Source organism: Rhizobium sp. AC44/96, assembly GCF_001692185.1.
GTDB lineage: Bacteria > Pseudomonadota > Alphaproteobacteria > Rhizobiales > Rhizobiaceae > Rhizobium.
Genome location: NZ_LXKO01000025.1, coordinates 141,133 through 157,183, shown reverse-complemented (window position 1 = coordinate 157,183; position 16,051 = coordinate 141,133). Strand labels below are relative to the sequence as shown.

At 62.1% G+C, this 16,051-nt stretch carries 13 protein-coding genes; 10 read left to right on the top strand and 3 right to left on the bottom strand.

Annotation, left to right across the window (positions count from 1 at the left end):
- Nucleotide 1: 1 nt before the first annotated feature.
- Genes A6U87_RS18295 through A6U87_RS18270 form a run of 6 tightly spaced genes read left to right on the top strand, consistent with a single transcriptional unit; the run spans nt 2 to nt 9,046 of the window.
- Nucleotides 2-1,564, top strand: a complete 1,563-nt coding sequence (locus A6U87_RS18295) for a GMC family oxidoreductase (RefSeq protein ID WP_065692977.1) — start codon at nt 2-4, stop codon at nt 1,562-1,564.
- Between the two features lie 44 nt (nt 1,565-1,608).
- Nucleotides 1,609-2,991: an amidohydrolase family protein gene (locus tag A6U87_RS18290; RefSeq protein ID WP_065692716.1), complete on the top strand. Its 1,383-nt coding sequence runs from the start codon at nt 1,609-1,611 to the stop codon at nt 2,989-2,991.
- 10 nt (nt 2,992-3,001) lie between these two features.
- Complete coding sequence (locus A6U87_RS18285) at nt 3,002-3,871, top strand: aromatic ring-hydroxylating dioxygenase subunit alpha (RefSeq protein ID WP_065692715.1); 870 nt, start codon at nt 3,002-3,004, stop codon at nt 3,869-3,871.
- A gap of 2 nt (nt 3,872-3,873) precedes the next feature.
- Nucleotides 3,874-7,020, top strand: a complete 3,147-nt coding sequence (locus tag A6U87_RS18280) for a molybdopterin cofactor-binding domain-containing protein (RefSeq protein WP_065692714.1) — start codon at nt 3,874-3,876, stop codon at nt 7,018-7,020.
- On the top strand, nt 7,017-7,535 hold the full coding sequence (locus A6U87_RS18275; protein ID WP_244499528.1) for a (2Fe-2S)-binding protein: 519 nt from the start codon (nt 7,017-7,019) through the stop codon (nt 7,533-7,535). The genes A6U87_RS18280 and A6U87_RS18275 overlap by 4 nt, the downstream gene beginning before the upstream one ends.
- Nucleotides 7,532-9,046 (top strand): aldehyde dehydrogenase, encoded by a 1,515-nt coding sequence (locus tag A6U87_RS18270; RefSeq protein WP_065692713.1) that lies wholly within the window; start codon nt 7,532-7,534, stop codon nt 9,044-9,046. Before A6U87_RS18275 ends, A6U87_RS18270 begins: the two co-directional genes overlap by 4 nt.
- Here the strand turns inward: A6U87_RS18270 and gcvA are convergent.
- Nucleotides 9,010-9,951: a transcriptional regulator GcvA gene (gcvA, locus tag A6U87_RS18265; RefSeq protein ID WP_065692712.1), complete on the bottom strand. Its 942-nt coding sequence runs from the start codon at nt 9,949-9,951 to the stop codon at nt 9,010-9,012. The two genes, A6U87_RS18270 and gcvA, sit on opposite strands and share 37 nt — an antisense overlap.
- A 124-nt stretch (nt 9,952-10,075) precedes the next feature.
- Here gcvA and A6U87_RS18260 point away from each other — a divergent pair, with 124 nt between their 5' ends.
- The 4 genes from A6U87_RS18260 (at nt 10,076) to A6U87_RS18245 (ending at nt 14,154) form a co-directional block, all read left to right on the top strand.
- Complete coding sequence (locus tag A6U87_RS18260) at nt 10,076-10,780, top strand: SDR family oxidoreductase (protein WP_065692711.1); 705 nt, start codon at nt 10,076-10,078, stop codon at nt 10,778-10,780.
- A gap of 202 nt (nt 10,781-10,982) precedes the next feature.
- Entirely contained in the window at nt 10,983-11,546 is a 564-nt protein-coding gene (gene ahpC / locus A6U87_RS18255) for an alkyl hydroperoxide reductase subunit C (protein ID WP_065692710.1), read from the top strand.
- 102 nt (nt 11,547-11,648) lie between these two features.
- Nucleotides 11,649-13,229, top strand: a complete 1,581-nt coding sequence (gene ahpF, locus A6U87_RS18250; RefSeq protein ID WP_065692709.1) for an alkyl hydroperoxide reductase subunit F — start codon at nt 11,649-11,651, stop codon at nt 13,227-13,229.
- 7 nt (nt 13,230-13,236) lie between these two features.
- Nucleotides 13,237-14,154, top strand: coding sequence for a LysR substrate-binding domain-containing protein (locus A6U87_RS18245; RefSeq protein WP_065692708.1), 918 nt, complete (start codon nt 13,237-13,239; stop codon nt 14,152-14,154).
- A 19-nt stretch (nt 14,155-14,173) separates the two neighbouring features.
- Here A6U87_RS18245 and A6U87_RS18240 read toward each other — a convergent pair whose 3' ends face one another.
- Together A6U87_RS18240 and A6U87_RS18235 are read right to left on the bottom strand one after the other, a co-directional pair.
- Nucleotides 14,174-14,701, bottom strand: coding sequence for a hypothetical protein (locus A6U87_RS18240; RefSeq protein WP_065692707.1), 528 nt, complete (start codon nt 14,699-14,701; stop codon nt 14,174-14,176).
- Nucleotides 14,702-15,139: 438 nt separating this feature from the next.
- Nucleotides 15,140-15,940, bottom strand: a complete 801-nt coding sequence (locus tag A6U87_RS18235) for an inositol monophosphatase family protein (RefSeq protein WP_065692706.1) — start codon at nt 15,938-15,940, stop codon at nt 15,140-15,142.
- Between the last annotated feature and the right edge of the window lie 111 nt (nt 15,941-16,051).

Below are 16,051 nucleotides of genomic sequence, written 5' to 3'. Positions count from 1 at the left end.
AATGCCTGCTCCAAGCATCCCGACAAAGCCCATTGCCGCAGCCTACGACTATATCGTCGTCGGCGCCGGCTCGGGCGGTTGCGCGGTTGCGCGTCGACTGATCGACGGCAGCGATGCCACCGTCCTGCTGATCGAAGCAGGCGGCCCCGGCATCGGCATTGCCGAAATCGACAATCCGGCCTCTTGGGTGCCGCTCGGGCGCAGCAGCTATGATTGGGGATACGACTATGCACCAAACCCGCGCGTCAATGACCGGACCATAGGCATTCCGCGCGGCAAGGTGCTTGGCGGTTCAAGCAGCATCAATGCAATGATGTGGTATCGCGGACATGCGCGCGACTATGACGGATGGGAAGCGGCCGGTGCGCAAGGCTGGTCGTTCAAGGACGTTCTTCCCTATTTCAAGCGTGCCGAGGACTGGGAAGGTGGAGCGTCCGAACTGCGCGGCGCCGGCGGCCCTCTTCGCATCGAGCGCAGCAAGGCGCCTCATCCCGTCGCGGAAGCCATGCTCGGCGGCTCGGCAGAGCTCGGCATCCCCGTCATCGACGACCCCAACGGCCCGTCCAACGAAGGGGCAGCGCTCTCCAACCTCAACATGTCCGCGGGCGAACGCTGGAGTTCGGCGAGAGGCTACCTCTGGCCGATCTTCGACAACGAAAGACTGACGGTCCTGACCGATGCCCTGGCGATCGGTCTCGGGATTGAGAAAGGCCGATGCGCCTCGGTCAAATACCTCCGCGCGGGAGAGGTGCGGGAGATGAAGGCGACCACCCACGTCATCCTGGCGCTTGGCGCGATCGACACCCCGCGGCTCCTCATGATGTCAGGCATCGGCGATCCCGCGGAGCTGAAGCGGCTCGGCGTCGATGTCCGTGCTGCTCTTCCCGGCGTCGGCCAGAACCTCCAGGATCACCCGCTGGTCCAGGCCTGCGTGTTCCGCGCCAAACAGTCGCTCGGTCCAGTGCGCGACAATGGCGGCGGGGCCGTCATCAACTGGAAATCGTCTGCAGCCCTGGCCCAGCCTGACCTCCATGCCTTTCCGGTGCAGGGCAACAGCGCCGAACCGCGCATTCGCGAACTCTACGACCTCTCCGGTGATGTGTTCTCGATCGGCTGCGGCCTCATGCACTCGAAGAGCGTCGGCTACATGCGGTTGCTGTCTGCGGCACCCGGCGGCGCGGTCGAGATCCAGCCAAACTATCTGGCGGAACAAGGTGACCTCGATGCGCTTGTAACCGCTGTCGAAACCATGATGGAGCTCGCAGCAACGCGGACCTATGCCGATTGGTTCGGCGGTTACGCGGCGCCCTCGCGGCGGCTCTCCCGGGCGAAAATCGTCGACTACATCAGGAACGCCTGCTCGACCTTTTTCCATGTAAGCGGCACCTGCGCGATGGGCAGCAGCGAGGCAGCCGTTGTCGACAGCAGGCTGCGGGTGCGCGGCATCGATGGGCTGAGCATCGCCGATGCCTCCGTTATCCCGATCATTCCCACCTGCCATACCCATGCGCCGGTGACGATGATTGGCGAACGCGCCGCCGACTTCGTTCTAGAGGAGGCCTGAAACTTGCATGCACTGCATGAACCCGAAACGAACTGGATGATGGCATGACCACGGATAAGCAGATTGTCGCCGGCGACTACCTTTTGACGATGGACGCTGAAAACCGCGTCGTGTCTGATGGCGCCGTCCTGATCGATGGCAGCGTCATCGAAGCAGTTGCCCCACTTGGCGAGCTTGTCGCGGCCAATCCCGACGTCCCCGTCCGGAAAATCGCAAACTCCGTAATCATGCCAGGACTGGTCAATGCTCATGCGCATTCCGGCTTTCTACGGGGCACGGCGGAACACCTGCCGGTATGGGATTGGCTGACGCTGCATATCAACCCGATGCATCGGGCACTTCAGCCGCATGAAGCCGAGGCCGCGTCTTGGCTCTGCTACGCCGAATCCGTTCTCGCCGGCACGACGACGATCGTCGACATGTGGCGGTTCATGGAGGGCAGTGCCAAGGCCGCCAGCGCAATCGGCAACCGCCTTGTGGCCGTTCCTTACGTCGGCGAACATCCGGAATATAACTACTTCGATACGCTCGACATGAACGAGGCGATGATCGAGGCATGGCACCGCAAGGCAAATGGCCGCGTGAATGTCTGGGTGGGATTGGAGCACCTATTCTACGCCGACGAGGCGGGCCAGCAGCGCGCAATCCAGCTCGCCAAGACCCATAACACCGGTTTCCATACCCACTGCAGCGAAGCAGAGATCGAACTGGCCGAATTCGACAAGCGCTACGGCAAGCGGCCGATGTACGCGCTGGCGGAGCTCGGCTTCTTCGAGGCACCGCGCACAATGATCGCTCATGGCGTCTGGCTGAATTCCGCCGAAGTCGAATTCATCTCGAAATACAACGTGTCGATCGCCCACAACCCCGTCAGTAACATGAAACTCGCCAGCGGCATCGCCCTCGTGGGAGAGATGCTAGCCGCCGGCGTTCCTGTTGGTATCGGCACGGATGGCGAGAAGGAAAACAACAACTTCGACATGTTCGAGGAGATGAAGGTTGCTTCCCTGCTCGGCAAGCTGAAAGACCTCGATGCCGCCGCCATGGACAGCTGGGACGTGCTGCGCATGGCGACCATAACCGGCGCCAGGGCGGTCGGCCTCGACCACGAGATCGGCTCGCTCGAGCCGGGCAAGCGAGCCGATCTGATCGCGGTACGCACCGACACTCCGCGCATGACGCCGCTTTTCGGCGAGGGACCATACTTCAACCTGCAACACAATCTCGTCCATGCCGTGCGTGGCGGCGACGTCAGCCTCACCATGGTCGATGGCAAGGTCCTTGTCGAAGACGGTCAGCTGAAGACCGGCGACCTCAAGGAGATCATCGCCGAGATCCACCGCATTGCACCGCCGCACTTTGCCCGCCGCGCCGCATGGCTGGCAGAGAACCGCGACGGCACCGCGCAATGGACCAAGGTGAGCTGAGGAGGCAACCATGGCGAAGACGACCGACCGCGCGGCACTGAACGAATGGTACGCCGTCGAAACCTCGACGGAGCTGACTACCAAGCCGATCCGCACACGCCTGCTGGGACAGGACATCGAACTTTTCCGCCGAGAAAACGGCGAAGTGGTCATTCGCGAGATCGATGCCGGCTGGCCTTCCGGTCCAGCACTTCCGGTCCGCGAGAAATATGGTTGTGTATGGACGACGCTCGGGCAACCCAACAAAGAGGTCTTTGACATCGCTGAAGCTTTCGAGAGCGACCGGCGTTTCGTGCCGTGTGGCTGGGTGAAGATGCGCGCCTCCGGACTGAGGGTCGTCGAGAACTTTCTCGACATGGCGCATTTTCCATTCGTCCACACGGATATCCTCGGATCCGAACCGCATACCGAGGTTCCTGGCTATCTCAGCGAGATCCGCCGCGACGTCGATGAGGTCTGGGCGACGAACTGCACGTTCTTCCAGCCACGCATTGCCGCAACCGAAAGCGAGGGCGCTTTCGTGCAGCTTACGTATCGCGTGCCCACGCCCTTCGTCGTCATGCTCTATCGGGTATGTCCGACTGCACCCGACCGGCTCGATGCAATCGCGCTCTTCATCCACCCGATCGAAGAAGACCTCTGCCGCGCACAGCCGGTGATGTATCTCGTCGACAGCAGCTCGACGCAGACGGCTTTGCTCAATTTCGAGCAGGTCATCTTCCTTCAGGATCGCATCATCGTCGAAAACCAGCGCCCGCTACTTCTGCCGCTCGAGCCGCGGCAGGAAATTCCGACACGCGCGGACAGCTCCTCCGTCGCCTACAGGCGCTGGCTTAAAGAAAAGGGCGTGCGCTTCGGCACGACGGCGGGAGCGCCCTGAGCATGACAGCGGGCCAACTCTCGGTGCTTCGTCCGACATCCTTGCGGCAATCGCTGCAAATGATGCTGGAACACGAGGGTGCCCGTTTCGTTGCCGGGGGAACCGCCCTGCAGCTGGAATGGGCGAAAGGGTTGCCGAAACCACCGACGATGATCAGCCTCGGCGACATCACCGGTCTCACGGGCGTCTCGACATGCGGCGGCACCATCCGCATCGGAGCGCTGACACCCCTGTCGACGCTTTGCTCCGATGCCATGATCAACGCCGACCTGCCGATGCTGGCGGCGGCAGCACGAACGGTCGCCGCACCCAGCGTCCGCAATCTCGGGACCGTCGGCGGTAATATCGCGGGCAGAGCAGGATGCCTTTTGCCGGCCCTGCTTGCACTCGATGCATTTCTCGAGGTCTCAAGGCCCAGTGGCAGGGCGCACGAAAGCCTGCTGCATTGGTTGTCGCTTCCGGTCCGTCAGGATGAGGTTGTGGAAGCCATTTACCTCTCGTCGATGGCGAGGGGGTGTCGCTGGACCCAACGCAAGACAGGCTTGCGGGCAGCGTTCACGCCAAGCATGATCGGCGTTGCCGGCCTGATCGAACTCGATGGAGACCACGTGCGCACAGCGCGCTTTGCTGTCGGTGGCGGTATCGTGCCACCGGCACGCTTGCATCGGGCCGAGACACTGGTCATAGGCACATCCTGGAGCGACATCGACTGGGATAGGCTCAACGCAAATCTACTCGAAGAGGTTTCCGCACCCGGCGATGCGTTTCGATCTGCGCGCTATCGGCGCTTGGTTGCGGCCAACGCTTTGACCCGGGGGCTGCGACCGGCCGCGCAAAAGCGCCCGCCATCAAACACGGTAGCCGAAGGCACGCGCATTGCAGGCGAGATCCGCCTCAGCCGTCCCGACCAGCCGCATCGCTGGCATCGGCGCCCCGATGTCGCGCCAAAGATTTCGGGCCAGATGCCATACCTGACGGATAAGCGCTCCCCCGACATGCTGGTCGGACGCATCCTCCGTGCAGGCCTCCCACACGCCCGCATCATCTCGATCGATACCAGCGCCGCCGAGGCGCTCGACGGCGTCATCGCCGTGGTAACCCATCGCGATATCCCCGGCGAAAACGCCTTCGGTATCGTCGTGCAGGATCAACCCGCCTTTTGCTTCGACAAGGTGCGCCATGCTGGCGATATCGTTGCCGCCGTCGCGGCCCTTGATGCCCAAACCGCCGAGGCGGCTCTGGCGTTGATCAAGGTCGAATACGAACCGCTTCCCACCGTGGCCGACCCGGAGGCAGCCCTGGCCGAAGACGCGCCGACAGTGCATGCCGGCGGCAATCTGCAGACTATCCTGGATTTCTCCCGCGGTGATGTCGCAACCGGCTTCGAAAAAGCCACTCACATCATCGAGCGCACCTATGTGACGTCGCGCCAGATGCACGGCTTCATGGAGACCGAAGGGGGCTATGCGCAGCTCGAGCCGGATGGAACCCTTGCCGTTTTCGCCGGCGGCCAGCATGGCGCCCGCGACCGGCTGCAGTTGTCGCGCATCCTGGCAATGCCGGAAGACAGGATCCGCGTGGTCACGAGCCCGACCGGGGGCGCTTTCGGCGGCAAGGACGAGCTGACGGTCCAGCCGGCGCTCGCGCTTCTGGCGATGAAGTCGGGCCGTACCGTGCGCATCCAGCTTTCCCGTGCCGAATCCGTCGTCGCCGGCATCCGGCGTCATCCAATGACGATTAGAATGCGGACCGGATGCGATGCCAACGGTCGGCTCGTCGCGCAGGAGGTGGACGTGCTTGCCGACGCGGGTGCCTACGCCTCGCTTGGACCCGGCGTGCTCGAAACGGCACTCGAACATTCCGCCGGCCCCTACGTCGTGGAGAATGTCACGACCCGTGGCCGGCTGGCATACACCAACAACGGCTTGTGCGGGGCCTTTCGTGGCTTCGGCGCCAACCAGATGACCTATGCCATCGAGTGCCAGATGGATCTGCTCGCCGAACGCTGCGGTCTCACTCCGCTTGAAATCCGCCGCCGAAATCTTCGGCAAGCCGGAACGCCTGGTTATCTTGGGCAGGTGGTCGCACCTTCCGAACGTCTGGCCGAGATGCTCAGTGCCGCGGCGGGAAGCCCGCTCTGGAGCGCGGCGATCGACCATGACGATCCCGACGAAATCTCAGGTGTCGGGATGGCGCTGAACTATCAGGGGAATGGTCTCGGCTCGGTCGTACCAGACCCGGCGGGCGGACGCTTGAGATTGACCGAGAGAGGCACAATCGAAGCAGCCTATGGACTCGACGAAATGGGGCAGGGGTTGCTGACCTCGATCAAGGCTGCGGTCGCCACCGAGCTTGGCTGCCACCGGGATGACGTGGAACCGTTGATCGGCGACACCAAGCTCGCCCCCGATTCCGGTTCGACCACGGCATCGCGTGGCGGCTACGTCGTCTGGCAGGTTGCGAAGACAGCTGCAAAGCGCTTCGTCCCCGACCTGCTGGCCGCCGCATCCGGCCTCCTTGGGCGCCCGGCCGAAAGCCTGAGGCTGGGACCTGGCGGTTTCATAGACGTCGGCAGCAACAGTGGCGACCTGCTGTTGAGCTACCGGGATCTTGCACGGTCGCTTGCGCCAAGCGACTTGCCCGAAGCCACGGTGGCCTTCGATTTTCCGAAAACGGACTACACCGCCGGGAACGCGCGATACATCTTCGCCTTCGGGGCTTGTCTCGCCCGTGTCGCCGTCAACCGCATCACCGGCGCGGTCCGCGTGCTCGATATCCACCAGCACACGGCAGCCGGTCCGATCATCGATGTCGCGGCCTATCTCGGGCAGATGGAAGGCGGAGCGGTCCAGGGCCTGGGATTCACCCTGACGGAGAATGCGATCATGGACAACGGCCGCTACCTCACGACAAATCTCGATACCTACATGCTGCCGGGAATACGCGACACCGCGGCAAACATGTCGGTCTTTGCGCTTGAGGATCTCGACGAAGGGGACGAGCTGGGACCGCGCGGCGCCGGTGAATTGGGCATCGGGGCCATCACCCCGGCGATCGCCAATGCGGTTGCCGACGCCATCGGTTTTCGGCCCCAGACGATACCGTTCTCGCCCGAAGCGGTCCTCGACGCCATGAGGGAGCGCAAATGAACATGATGCTCACCGCGCCGGTGTCGTTCCGGCTTAACGGACACGACCGCGTCATCAACGTTGCGCCCGACATGCGGCTTTCGGATATCCTGCGTGAGGAAATGGGGCTGACGGCCAGCAAGATCGGCTGCGGCATAGGGCGTTGCGGTGCCTGCACCCTGTTGATGAACGGGCGAGCCGTCAACGGCTGCCTAGTCATGGCCTGGCAGTTGCAAGGAGCCGAGATTACCAGCCCCGAAGGGCTGCATAACCTCGAGACCGCCGCCATCGTCATGGCCGCGCTGGCCGAAGAAAATGCCTTTCAATGCGGCTACTGCGCGCCCGGTTTCGTGATGGCGCTGACCGCACTCTTCATGGCAAACCCGCTGGCGGCAGAGCCGGAGATCTTGACGGCACTGGAAGGCAACATCTGTCGCTGCACCGGCTATCATTCCATCATACGCGGCGCGCTCAACGCCGCAGAGAGACTTCGTGCCGCCCGATCGGTCGAAGGCACCGGAGATTATCAATCATGACCTTGTCTATCCCCTCCCTTGAACCGTCGAGCCAAGGTGCTCGCGCCTTCCTGTCCAAACAGCGCAAGACGCTTCTGATCGACGGCACATGGGTCGACGCATCGTCTGGCCAGACCTTTCCGACATACGACCCCGCCAATGGCCGCCTGCTGGCGAAGCTGGCAGCAGCAAACGAGGCGGATGTTGATGCCGCGGTTGCCGCTGCCCGGCGCGCTTTCGAGAGCGATGCCTGGCGCGGGCTTACCCCATCGGCCCGCGGCAAATTGCTGTGGCGGATCGCGGATCTCATCGATGCACATGTGGACGAGCTTGCCGAACTGGAAACGCTTGATCAGGGCAAGTCTCTGAAAACCGGTCGCTTCGGCGAAATCCCGGCGTCGGCCGAGCAGTTCCGCTACTTCGCCGGATTTGCCAGCAAGATCCTAGGCACGACCATCCCGACGTCGATCGGGTACCAACCTGCCGGCAAGAAGATATTCGCCTATACGACGCGGGAACCGATCGGCGTGGTCGCGGCGATCACGCCGTGGAATTCGCCGATGCTGATGGCGGCAATGAAGCTTGCGCCGGCACTGGCGGCTGGTTGCACGGTCGTTCTCAAGCCCGCCGAGGAGACATCGCTGACGGCTCTGAGGCTCGGCGAACTGATGATAGAGGCCGGATTGCCGGCCGGCGTTGTCAACATCGTTACCGGCCTTGGCGAAACGGCCGGCGCGGCTCTCACAGGTCATCCCGACGTCGACAAGGTGGCCTTCACCGGCTCGACCGAGGTCGGCAAGCTCATCGTCGGCGCGGCGCGGGGCAACCTCAAGAAGCTGACGCTTGAGCTCGGTGGTAAATCTCCGGCGATCGTCATGCCAGATGCGGACATGAACCTTGCCATACCCGGCATAGCGCGAGGCATCTTTGCCAATGCCGGTCAGGTCTGTGTGGCCGGCTCAAGGGTCTATGCGCATCGCGCTGTCTACGAGCGCCTTGTGGAAGGACTTGCTCGGGAGGCCGACAAGCTGAGGCTTGGGCACGGTCTCGATCCGCAGACCGATCTGGGGCCGCTGGTCAACCGCAAGCAGGCCGATCGTGTTGCGGGCTTCATCAGCGAAGCGACGACCGAGGGAGTGGAGATTATCGCCGGCGGCGCGCAGGTGGGCGAAGAACAGACCTTCTATCGACCGACTGTCGTAACAGGCGTGCGCCAGGACATGCGGATGATGCAGGAGGAAATCTTCGGACCGGTGGTCGCGGTCACGCCGTTCGATGATGTCGATGAGGCGATCAGCTACGCCAACGATTCGCCCTATGGACTTGCCGCCAGTGTCTGGACCGCCGATCTCAGCGCCGCGCATCGGCTGTCCGCCCGCGTCCGTTCCGGCACGGTCTGGATCAACTGCCACTCCTACTTCTCGCCGGAACTCCCCAAGGGCGGACACAAGCAATCGGGCTGGGGCTACGAGAACGGCGCTCCCGGGTTGGAGAACTACCTCGAGCTCAAGACTGTCTGCGCGGTCATCTGAGCTTCGGATCCATCGACGCCAATTGAAGCATGACGCAGAAGCCAGTCCCGCACGTTGGCAACAGGCTGGGCATGCTGCGGCCGGCGAGGAGACACCACGTAGAAATCCGAGGTCGCGCGCATCGTTTCGGAAAACGCCTGCACAAGTCGCCCGGCGGCGATGTCCTCGCGAACGAATATACTGCTTGCCAGCGCCATTCCCTGACCCGCGATGGCCGCCTCGATCGCATGAGAGGTGTGGTTGAACCGAACGCTCTTCGATGCGGCCGCAGGCGCGCCGCCGTCGAGCTTTTCAACGAACTCCGGCCACTGATTATGCGTATCGTGGAGCAGGACAAAGCGTGCGAGGTCGGCCGACGTCAGAGCTTGGCGGCCCGCAAGCAGAGCCGGGCTACACACGGCAACGAGTTCCTGCTCAAACAGGAGGTCAGCGACCAGACCGGCGCCGAATGGCGGGTGCCCGAGGCGCACGGCGATATCGACCGCGTCAGACTGGAAATTCGAGATCCTTTCGCTGGCAAGAATCCGCATGTCCAACTCGGGATGAGCCGCCAGGAAATCCGGCAAACGCGGAATCAACCATTTGGAGGCAAAGCTCGGCGTCACGCTGATGGTGAGGTGAAGCGGTTCGGGACGGATCGTCGCCGTCGCCTCGGCAACCAGATCGAAGGCGCGACGTATGTGGATCGCATAGGCGCGGCCGGCCTCCGTGAGCGCCAGGGTGCGCGGCAAGCGGTCGAACAGCCTGATGCCAAGCTCCGCTTCCAGCCCGCGAACCTGCTGGGCAACGGCACCCTGCGTGACACCAAGCTCTTCGGCTGCAATCCTGAAATTGAGATGGCGCGCGGCAACTTCAAAGGCGCGCAGGCCATTGAGGGAGGGGAGGCGATGAAGCGGCTCTGCCATTCGATAGATTTTCTACTGTCACGTGGCAATCAAATTGGCTCGAATAGCCCACGGGACGATGCTAGCATAGCGATCACAAAGGCGAAACCAGGCGTCGCGCACGTCACAGCGAAAGGCAACGATCATGGCAGTAGAAAAAGTAGCACTGGTAACGGCCGGCGGCAGCGGCATGGGAGCCGACGCGGCGCGCCGCTTGGCAGCAGATGGCTTCAAGGTCGCGATCTTGTCCTCATCCGGAAAGGGCGAGGCGCTTGCCGGTGAACTGAACGGGCTTGGGGTCACCGGCTCCAACCAGTCGAACGCCGACCTTCAACGCCTGCTCGACGTTGCGATGGAAAAATGGGGGCGCATCGACGTTCTGGTCAACAGCGCCGGCCACGGTCCGCGCGCACCCATCCTCGAGATCACCGACGAGGATTGGCACAAGGGCCTCGATGTCTACCTGATGAACGTCATCCGCCCGACAAGACTGGTGACGCCGATCATGCAGGCGCAGAAATCAGGGGTTATCGTCAACATCTCCACCGCCTGGGCCTTCGAGCCATCTGCCATGTTCCCGACATCGGCCGTGTTCCGCGCCGGTCTCGCTTCCTATACGAAGATCTTTGCCGACACCTTCGCCGCCGATAATATCCGCATGAACAATGTCCTCCCGGGTTGGATCGACAGCTTGCCGGCCACGGAGGACCGCCGCGAAGCCGTCCCGATGAAGCGCTACGGCAAGAGCGAAGAGATTGCCGCGACGATCGCCTTCCTGGCTTCGGACGGGGCCGGCTATATCACCGGCCAGAACATCCGCGTCGACGGCGGCCTTGGCCGTTCCGTCTAGAAAATCACGAACGAAAAACGGCTGCTTCCGTCTCTCGGCGAGGGACGGAAGCAGCCGTTCGCGCGTGTGATAGCGCCACGATCGCCGATCGAGAAAATCTATCGAAAAATAATAGTTTATCTATTTCATTTATGGGGGACGCCTATTTATGTTGCGGCGCGAAAGCGTTATCTCGCTTCGCAGCATTTTCACAGGAGTCCCCATGTCCCTTATCAATACCTCCATCAAGCCCTTCAAGGCGCAGGCCTTCAAGCAGGGCAAGTTCGTTGAAGTCACCGACGCCGACACCAAGGGAAAATGGGCAGTTTTCTTCTTCTATCCCGCCGATTTCACGTTCGTTTGCCCGACCGAACTCGGCGATGTCGCTGACCATTATGCCGAACTCCAGCGCCTTGGCGTGGAAGTCTACTCGGTCTCGACCGACACCCACTTCACCCACAAGGCCTGGCACGACAGCTCCGAGACCATCGGCAAGATCCAGTACACGATGATCGGCGACCCGACCGGCACGATCACCCGCAACTTCGAAGTCATGCGCGAAGCCGAAGGCCTTGCGGATCGCGGCACCTTCATCGTCGATCCGGATGGCGTCATCCAGGCGATGGAAGTCACCGCTGAAGGCATCGGCCGTAACGCCGTCGACCTGCTGCGTCGGATCAAGGCCGCCCAGTATGTTCGCGCGCATCCGGGCGAAGTTTGCCCCGCCAAGTGGGAAGAGGGCGAAAAGACGCTCGCACCATCGCTGCACCTCGTCGGCAAGATCTGACACCTCATTTGAAAAAGCCGCCCTCTCCACAGAGAGGGCGGTCGTTGCCATTGCGACAGCGCCGGATGCGGTGACTGACATTTCATTTTAGCGGAGTGCCCGATGCTCGACGAAAACCTCAAGTCCCAGCTCAAGAGTTATCTGGAGCGGGTCGTACGCCCGATTGAGATCACCGCCTCGGTGGATGACAGCGCGAAGTCGCAGGAAATGTCGGGGCTGCTTCGCGAGATCGTCGAGCTTTGTGACAAGATTTCCGTGGTCGAGCGGCGCAACGACGGCGAGCGCGCACCCTCCTTCGCATTGAACAGCCCCGGCCACGATATCCACCTGCGTTTCGCCGGCATTCCGATGGGCCACGAGTTCACCTCGCTGGTCCTAGCCCTTCTTCAGGTGGGTGGCCATCCGCCACGGACCGAACAGGCGATCATCGACCAGATCAAGGACCTCGACAGCGACTTGACCTTCGAGACCTATTTCTCCCTTTCCTGCCAGAATTGCCCTGATGTCGTGCAGGCCCTCAATCTGATGGCGGTCCTCAATCCTCGCATCCGTCACGTGGCCATCGATGGCGGTGTCTTTCCGTCCGAGGTCGAACGCCGCCAGGTCATGTCGGTCCCGACCGTCTACCTCAACGGCGAGATCTTTGCGCAGGGTCGCATGGAAATCGAAGAGATCGTCGCCAAGCTCGACACCAATTCCACCGCCCGCGCCGCAGAGCGGCTGAACAAGCGTGAGGCCTACGATGTGCTGGTGATCGGCGGCGGACCGGCCGGCGCAGCCGCAGCCATCTACGCCGCGCGCAAGGGCATCCGCACTGGCGTTGCCGCCGAGCGTTTCGGCGGGCAGGTCCTCGATACCATGGCAATCGAGAACTTCATCTCGGTGCGCCATACAGAGGGGCCGCACTTCGCCGCCGCCCTGGAAGAACACGTCAAGGAATATGACGTCGACGTCATGAACTTGCAGCGCGCCGAAAAGCTCATTCCTGGAAAAGGCGAGATTGCCGTTGAGCTCGCAAACGGCGCCACGCTGCGCTCCAAGACGGTCATTCTGTCGACAGGCGCCCGCTGGCGTCAGATGGGCGTTCCGGGCGAAGACCAGTACCGCAACAAAGGCGTTGCCTATTGCCCGCATTGCGATGGCCCGCTGTTCAAGGGCAAGCGCGTGGCCGTGATCGGCGGCGGCAATTCCGGCGTCGAAGCTGCAATCGATCTCGCAAACATCGTTAGCCATGTCACGCTGATCGAATTCGACAACAAGCTGCGTGCCGACGGCGTCTTGCAACGCAAGCTTCTGAGCTTGCCGAACGTCGATGTCCTGTTGTCGGCGAAGACGACGGAAGTTCTGGGAGACGGGCAAAAGGTGATAGGTCTCGTCTACGAGAACCGCGTCGCCGGGCAGCGCCATACGCTTTCGCTTGACGGCATCTTCGTGCAGATCGGCCTGCTGCCGAACACGGAATGGCTGAAGGGCGCGGTCGAGCTTTCCCCACGTGGCGAAATCGTCGTCGATCATCACGGGCAGACCTCGGTTCCCGGCGTTTTTGCTGCAGGCGACTGCACGACCGTCCCCTACAAGCAGATCGTCATCGCAGTGGGCGAGGGCGCAAAGGCCTCGCTTGCTGCATTCGATCACCTGATCCGCAATTCCATGCCTGACGCACAAGCGGTGAAGGCGGCTTGATCGCCGCATGACACTGCGTGAACTGGAATACCTGATCGCCCTGGCGGACCACCGGCATTTCGGGCGGGCCGCCGAGGTGTGTCTCGTCACCCAGCCCACGCTGTCAATGCAGATCAGGAAGCTTGAAGAACATCTCGGCGCGCCACTGATCGAGCGGACGCCGCGTTCAGTCATGCTGACAACGTTTGGCCAGGAGGCGGTTGAACGTGCGCGCCGCATCATGGCCGAGGTGCAGGAAATGAAGGCCGCAGCGCTGCGCAGCCGCAATCCCGAGGCCGGCACGCTGCGCCTCGGCATTTTCCCGACGCTGGGTCCTTATCTCCTACCGCACGCGGTGCCGCGGATACGCGAACGATATCCGGACCTCGAAACTCTGCTGATCGAGGAAAAGAGCGATGGCCTGCTTGCACGCTTGCGCAGCGGCAACCTGGATGCCGCAATCCTTGCACTTCCCGTTAATGGCGATCACCTGAAGACCGAGACGCTGTTTGAGGAACAGTTCCTGCTCGCCGTGCCGCCCAGCCATGCGCTGGCGGAGCGCCAGTCGATCCGGCTCGGTGAAATCAGCGGTTACGATCTCATGCTGCTCGAAGAAGGCCACTGCCTCCGCGATCAGGCGCTTGAGGTATGCCGCCTGTCAGGCGCCAGCGAGCGTGCGTCATTCCGGGCGACAAGCCTCGAGACCCTTCGTCAGATGGTCGGTGCCGATGTGGGGATCACCTTGCTGCCGGAGCTTGCGACGCAACATCCGATTTCCGGCAACATCCACCTGCTGCGCTTCGACGGATCAGCGCCCAGCCGCCGGATCGGATTGTGCTGGCGCAGCGGCTCTGCGATGGGCCATTTCCTCAAGGAGATCGCGGCTCTTTTGCGAGACGTCTCGCAACAACTGCTTGCCGATACGTCAGGGCGGATCGGCGTCTAGCGGCCGGCGATGCCGCAGGTCATTTCCATTCCCATAAGACCGGCGAGGAAAAAGGTCGCGCGGTCACCAGAAGATCGTCGAGAGCGAGCGCCTGTTCATAGGTTGCCGCATCGGCATCGCCGTTAAGCCCGATGAACAGCATCTTCATCGACGCAGCCTTGGGCTGGCCTCTTTTGCGATAGGCGAAGTGCACCGCGCATGTCGGGTATTCCCAGCCCACCGTGAGCGCCTCGGCGAACTGCTCCTCTGCCAGACCTGCCGTGCGCCCGGTGGCCGCCAGGAATTGCCCCAATCCGAAGAAGCCTGCAAAAACAGCATAGGCCGTCTGCTGTTGCATCTGTGCAGCCTGACCGGTTGCCGTGTCGCGACGGTAGAAGAGGCTATCCGTTTGCCCCTTCTGCCGCTTCCAGGAATAGCTGACCAGGCTCTTGCGGGCGAGAATCTCCATCGTCAGATCATAGGTCTGAAATGCTTCGGGGTCTGCGTGGAGTGCATCGATCCTGGCCTTCAGATCGACGACGTAATCTCGGTAGAATGCCGCGGTCATGGACACGTCCTTTTCATTGTTGGCCGCGTCCTAGCAGAAAATCGCCGCTTTCCAAAGTGTCGCCCGGAAAGGCGTTCGCACTGCGCCGCTGGCCGCTTGCATGCCGTTCCGAAGCGAAAAAGCGGGCGTCAAAGCACTCAGCTACGCGCTAAGCGCATAACGCATGGCTGCCCTGCATATTTATGCCTATCATTTGAGCGAGTATGTTGTATGTTCATAGTCATCGAAGCGATGCACCTCCTCCCGCAGAGCTTCGTGTTTGCAGGCGGCCTATCCTCCTCCCAAGGGCGCCTGCGGGAATAGCAGCACTCCTCCTCCCAGCTGCTATTCGGTTATTTTCGGAAAGCCTGCCGCACCTCCTCCCGCGGCAGGCTTTTTCGTTTTGGGGGCCCTTACCCAAGCCAAGGCAGGAGGCTTTACAGCCTCCCAAGTCCCGGATCAGACGCCGGCAATCCTGCGCAGATCGTCAATCGCGCCCGGTGACGCGGCAACGACGGGCGAACCCTTGGTCAGCCTTTCACCCTCGGTCGGAAACGGATGGAACCAACCGCCGGCTTCCTTGACGAGGCAATAACCGGCGATGCAATCCCAAGCATGCATGTAGGGCTCGTAGTAGCCGACCAGCCGACCAGCCGCCACATAGGCGAGCATAAGGGCGCCGGAGCCATTGCGGATGAAGTTGCCTCCCGCACTCAACAGATCCTCGACGATCTTGGCGACCACAGCCGGCGTGACATGCGAGTTCGCACCAATGCCGGTCACGGCGTTGACGATGGTGCGCGCCGGGTCGAGCACAAGGTTCTTGCCGTTCAAGGTTGCTCCCATTTCGAAAGCGCCGGCGTAGAGTTCGTCATGGCATGGCGCGAAAATCACACCCACAACAGGCGTGGAATTATGCAGCAACCCGATCGAGATGCACCAGTTCGGCATGCCGTTGACGAACGGGCTCGTCCCGTCGATCGGATCGATGACCCAGGTAAACCCTGAGGTCCCGCGTTCCAGACCGTATTCCTCGCCTAGGATGCCATCAGTCGGATAGGCCTCGTGCAATCGTGCCCGAATCATCGTCTCGACCTCACGGTCGGCGATCGACACCACATCCTGCGGATCCCTCTTGGTCTCGACGACAAGCGTTTCGTGGCGCTTGAAGTAGTCGAGCGCGATTGCGCCGGCTTCCCGGGCGACAGCGCTGGCCAGCGCAAAGCGGGCTTCAAGCCCTGGAACCACATGGGTCGTCATTTCGATGCTTCCTCTATGATAGAAAATTGGCATGCTTTCGACAGTTGGCGATCGCGAGCTTAAGCTGCTCCACCGGCTGCCGCCTGTCGGCATTGCAAACGCGTGCAAACC

Bases quoted from the DNA above. Each gene is read 5' to 3' on its own strand.
- A6U87_RS18270 (WP_065692713.1), top strand. From the start codon at position 7,532: ATGACCTTGTCTATCCCCTCCCTTGAACCGTCGAGCCAAGGTGCTCGC.
- gcvA (WP_065692712.1), bottom strand. From the start codon at position 9,951: ATGGCAGAGCCGCTTCATCGCCTCCCCTCCCTCAATGGCCTGCGCGCC.
- ahpF (WP_065692709.1), top strand. From the start codon at position 11,649: ATGCTCGACGAAAACCTCAAGTCCCAGCTCAAGAGTTATCTGGAGCGG.
- A6U87_RS18240 (WP_065692707.1), bottom strand. From the start codon at position 14,701: ATGACCGCGGCATTCTACCGAGATTACGTCGTCGATCTGAAGGCCAGG.
- A6U87_RS18285 (WP_065692715.1), top strand. From the start codon at position 3,002: ATGGCGAAGACGACCGACCGCGCGGCACTGAACGAATGGTACGCCGTC.
- A6U87_RS18295 (WP_065692977.1), top strand. From the start codon at position 2: ATGCCTGCTCCAAGCATCCCGACAAAGCCCATTGCCGCAGCCTACGAC.
- A6U87_RS18245 (WP_065692708.1), top strand. From the start codon at position 13,237: ATGACACTGCGTGAACTGGAATACCTGATCGCCCTGGCGGACCACCGG.
- A6U87_RS18290 (WP_065692716.1), top strand. From the start codon at position 1,609: ATGACCACGGATAAGCAGATTGTCGCCGGCGACTACCTTTTGACGATG.
- A6U87_RS18275 (WP_244499528.1), top strand. From the start codon at position 7,017: ATGAACATGATGCTCACCGCGCCGGTGTCGTTCCGGCTTAACGGACAC.
- A6U87_RS18260 (WP_065692711.1), top strand. From the start codon at position 10,076: ATGGCAGTAGAAAAAGTAGCACTGGTAACGGCCGGCGGCAGCGGCATG.
- A6U87_RS18235 (WP_065692706.1), bottom strand. From the start codon at position 15,940: ATGACGACCCATGTGGTTCCAGGGCTTGAAGCCCGCTTTGCGCTGGCC.
- ahpC (WP_065692710.1), top strand. From the start codon at position 10,983: ATGTCCCTTATCAATACCTCCATCAAGCCCTTCAAGGCGCAGGCCTTC.
- A6U87_RS18280 (WP_065692714.1), top strand. From the start codon at position 3,874: ATGACAGCGGGCCAACTCTCGGTGCTTCGTCCGACATCCTTGCGGCAA.